This window comes from Coprobacter sp. (assembly GCF_982436375.1).
In genome coordinates, this window is sequence record NZ_CEWDCG010000241.1 from 1 (window position 1) to 3,910 (window position 3,910).

Annotated in this window: 1 protein-coding gene; it reads right to left on the minus strand. The window is 40.9% G+C overall.

Annotation, left to right across the window (positions count from 1 at the left end; genetic code table 11):
- Positions 1 to 320: 320 nt before the first annotated feature.
- The gene (locus tag AC1WHX_RS11035) at positions 321 to 3,677 is read right to left on the minus strand and encodes a glycoside hydrolase family 2 protein (RefSeq protein ID WP_302545143.1); all 3,357 of its coding nucleotides are present in this window, start codon (positions 3,675 to 3,677) and stop codon (positions 321 to 323) included.
- Positions 3,678 to 3,910: the final 233 nt, after the last annotated feature.

Consider the following 3,910-nt stretch of genomic DNA (forward strand, 5'->3'; position numbering starts at 1 on the left):
CCGCCATAATCATCCCTTTATAACTTGGATATTTGGTCTCTTTAGCATGTTTTGTCGCACCTTGCATGGTTGGGATTATAAGGAAAGAACACATTGCAAGAGTTAAGATTTTCAGCACTTTCATTTTTTATTTTTTGTCGTGTTGTTAGTAAATTTTGTGTTTCAAAGGTATTGGGGAACACTTAATAAAAGGTCATTAACTCTATTAACAGAAGTATAAAAAAGCGATTAAATTGATTTTTTTACTTGATTAATAATAAAAACCGCTCTTTTTATCACTGTAAAGAGCGGTTTTTATTATTTCTAAGAAAAATTTTTCTTTAAGGCTTTTCTAATACCGAGTCCATTTCTTCAGCGAGGTAATCCGGCTGATTGCAAATTAAACGTCCGTTGAAGGACCAGCCGCCTCCACCTTGAATAGCTTTAATAAGAAAATGATTCCAGCCTTGGTGCAAAGGTAACCCTTTTGATACGGCTTTACCACCCTCGATAGGTCCTTCACGAAGATTACTGATGATCATTTTCCCATTCAACCATACTTGTACGGCATCATCAGCAGCTACTTCGAGATCGACGACAGGCATGTTCGGTTCTATAAGTAGGTCATCTAATGGTCTCGGGCTGAATACCCAGAAACTCATGTATGTTTCGGCATTTTGAGTAGGTCCGTCCAGTTTTGCTTGTTTAAAATCTATCAGACCGCTTTGCGAATGGTATTTTTTCCAAGCTTTCCCATCGAGCATCGTATTTTCCTTAATACCATCGGCTTTCGATAAATCTACACGATTAACCTTTCCTGCCTCTTTTACAGAAGCGACAGGATAACTGCCACTCATTAGAACACGTACGATTTCTCCTGATTTCAATAACGGTTTACCTGAGTCGCTACCTGATCCTAATTCAATGCCCATATTGGTAAGAAGTGCCCGAACGGCTTTTTCTGCTTTAGCGCCACGGGGTGCAGCAGGAATAGTCGTAACGACCAAGTTTCCTTGTCCCATTTTCTTTTTGAGCATTACGACGCCTTCGGGTTTGCTTTCTTTTTCGGTACGTAAAATCATACCTGTCTTGGCATATTCCGGTTGTTTATTCCATTTCGTCCAGTCGGTATCGCATGCCTTGAGCAATGTCGTGCTGTTTTTTACTAAAGAACCACCTAATCCGACGGTCGTAAATTCTGCCGGATGTAATTCAGAGAAATAGAGATCGGCTTCGGTAAGACCAGAAGTAATATCGTCCGGAGTACCGAATACCAAAGACGTTGCTTTACGATCGGTTATTACTACCGGAGACGGTAATATTTTATTCAGTTCATTTACTTTTTTCGGATCAGCTCCCCAAACAACTACCGTACCGCCTTTAGCATATACTTTTTGCATAACAGATGTAGCATTTGCCGGAATATTTGCACCATCGATGATCAGCAGTTCGGGTACGGTTTCGGTATCCATTTTCTTTACAGGAATGCCGGTACGGAACAATTCACTGCTTAATTTTCCGCTTTCGGGTAATATTTTTATCGATTTTACTTTCTTTACGTTAGCGGCTTTTGCCGGAGTTACATTTTTGACAACCCATTTGCATGGTTGCATGGGTTCGGCATTTGCTGCTTTTATTGCATCGAACATCGGCCAAGTTTTATATAGAGGCAGAGACGGGTCGTAACCCGGATTAACAGTTGTGCTGTATGGTCCGATACGTTCCGGTTGAACTCCCGGTTTCCCTTCTACGAAAGAAGTAAATGCTATACCGTCTTTTAATGTGGGAGCTTTTGTCTGGTCTTTTAATCCGAGAGGCAGAGGTTGTAGCCCGTACCAAATTAAATTAAATACGCTTCTATAGCTGGCGTTGTATTTACGTTGGTTTGCTAATGAGTTATAAGCATCTACGGCAACACTTTCCATACGTCCTTCAAATGAACGGTAAGCTCGACCTCCGTCTTTTGCTGCGTTAGAAACTTGTTCAGGAGTTCCGTAATATGCATTACAAGCTTCTCCGACACCCCAAGGTTTTCCACTTTCATAAGCTCTTTTCATAGCTCCTTCTCCACCGTAGTGAACCATGTAGAACGGAAGTAGTCCGCGACCATCGTCTTCCCCGTCAGCGGAAGCCCATGCACGTGAAGGATCATATTTGAAGCAGATGTCAGACCAAATTTTGAAATGTTTTACCAAATTATCTTCCAAGCCAGGTGCATTGCGCATGACACCACGGATAATAGGCATGATTTCGTTCGAAACACTCCATCCGAATACCGAAGGATGATTGCGGTCACGCAATACGAGTTGTTTCATGTGTTCTTCACTGCATTTCCAGAATTCTTCACTGCCCAGTTTTTGACCTCCGTCACTGGCCCACATCGCGCTTTCGTCCAATACTAATATACCCATTTCATCGGCAACGTCGAGATAGAATGATGGGAACGGTTGTGCGTGCAGACGAACAGCGTTGCAATTAGCATCACGCAATGCGGTGTACCAGGCCCAAGGATAACGACGTGTCATTTGGGGAATGCCCATATAATGCCATGAATCTCCTTTTAAAACAAAAGGTTTACCGTTCAACCAGAATTTTCCCTCTTTCAGCTCGGTTTGTCTCCATCCGAAACGGGTGTATTTGCTGTCGTTTGTCTTTCCGTTTACCGAAGTTTTTACAACCAGGCCATACAAATTGGGAGATGAAGGCGACCATAATTTCAATTTATTGTCAACGGTCGTTTTCAGTGTCGTTTTTATCTCTTTTCCTGCAGGTATGGTTACTTTTTGAGTCGGCATTTGCAATGCTGCTTGACTTCCTAACTGAGAACTTGGATTTGCGGCTGTAAGAACAGTTTTCCCTGCTTTCGAAATCCATGGGTAGGCCGCTGCGCTGATATTTACTTCAACCGGTTTATTTTCATCATTGCGAAGTGTCACTTCAACTTCTAATGTGTTTTTATTTACAATAGGTTGAATATATACATCTGCTACACGGGTTTGAGGTAGTGCTACGAGATAGACATCTTGCCAGATTCCGGCGATGTGTTGTCCCCAAAATGAACCGCCTTGATATGTTCTCCGTCCCAACGGACTTTTTCTGTCATCGAAAAGAGACGATTTTTGAATACCTACGTTAAGAGTATTTTCCTGTCCGAATTTGACGGCATCGGTAATATCTATGTCGAAAGGCATGAAAATATCAAAATTGTTGCCTACGGCTTTTCCGTTAACATATATATCTGCTTTCCCGGCAACAGCTTCGAAGTGGATTTGAATTCTTTTACCTTTCCAAGAAGCCGGAACGGTAAACTTCTTCTGTAACCATCCCATTTTTATCGATTCCCATTCTTTAGGGTAACTCGGATATGTGCGGTGGTCTCCACCTAATCCGTTTTTATCGGCAAAACTGTTGACATTCCAAGGTGACGGAATGCGAATCGGGGTTTTGCTGAATGTTACTTCATTAACTCCGGGTAATGCTGGTGCAGGGGTTTCACCTTCTTTAAATCCAGCCGGTAATTGTACAGGGGCAAAGGCCCATGTTCCGTTTAGACAGATTTCTTCCCGATAAGGTTTTTCTACCGGTTTGATCCAATGCTCCGAAGGAGCGAACTCCATACTGCTCTTTATTGTCTGTCCTGTTATAGGAACAGCAGCAAACAACAAGCATAATGCAGTCCAAAAACTGTGTTGTTTCATAATGATTTATTTTTGTTAGTGTGTATTAAAAAAAATAATATTTCAATTTAATGTTTACAAAATAAGGAGGAGTGTATTAAGTATCCTCATTTTTCACGATTAAATTTGAACTAAAAAAATATTTATGTGCTTTTTAATTTCTATTTTTATGAATAATGCGAATCAGCAGTTGAAAAAATCTTCAGATTTTTGATTTAAAAGTTTGTAATTCAGTTAATTATCTCATTATTTTA

Coding starts and splice junctions, on each gene's coding strand:
- AC1WHX_RS11035 (WP_302545143.1), bottom strand. CDS start 3,677: ATGAAACAACACAGTTTTTGGACTGCATTATGCTTGTTGTTTGCTGCT.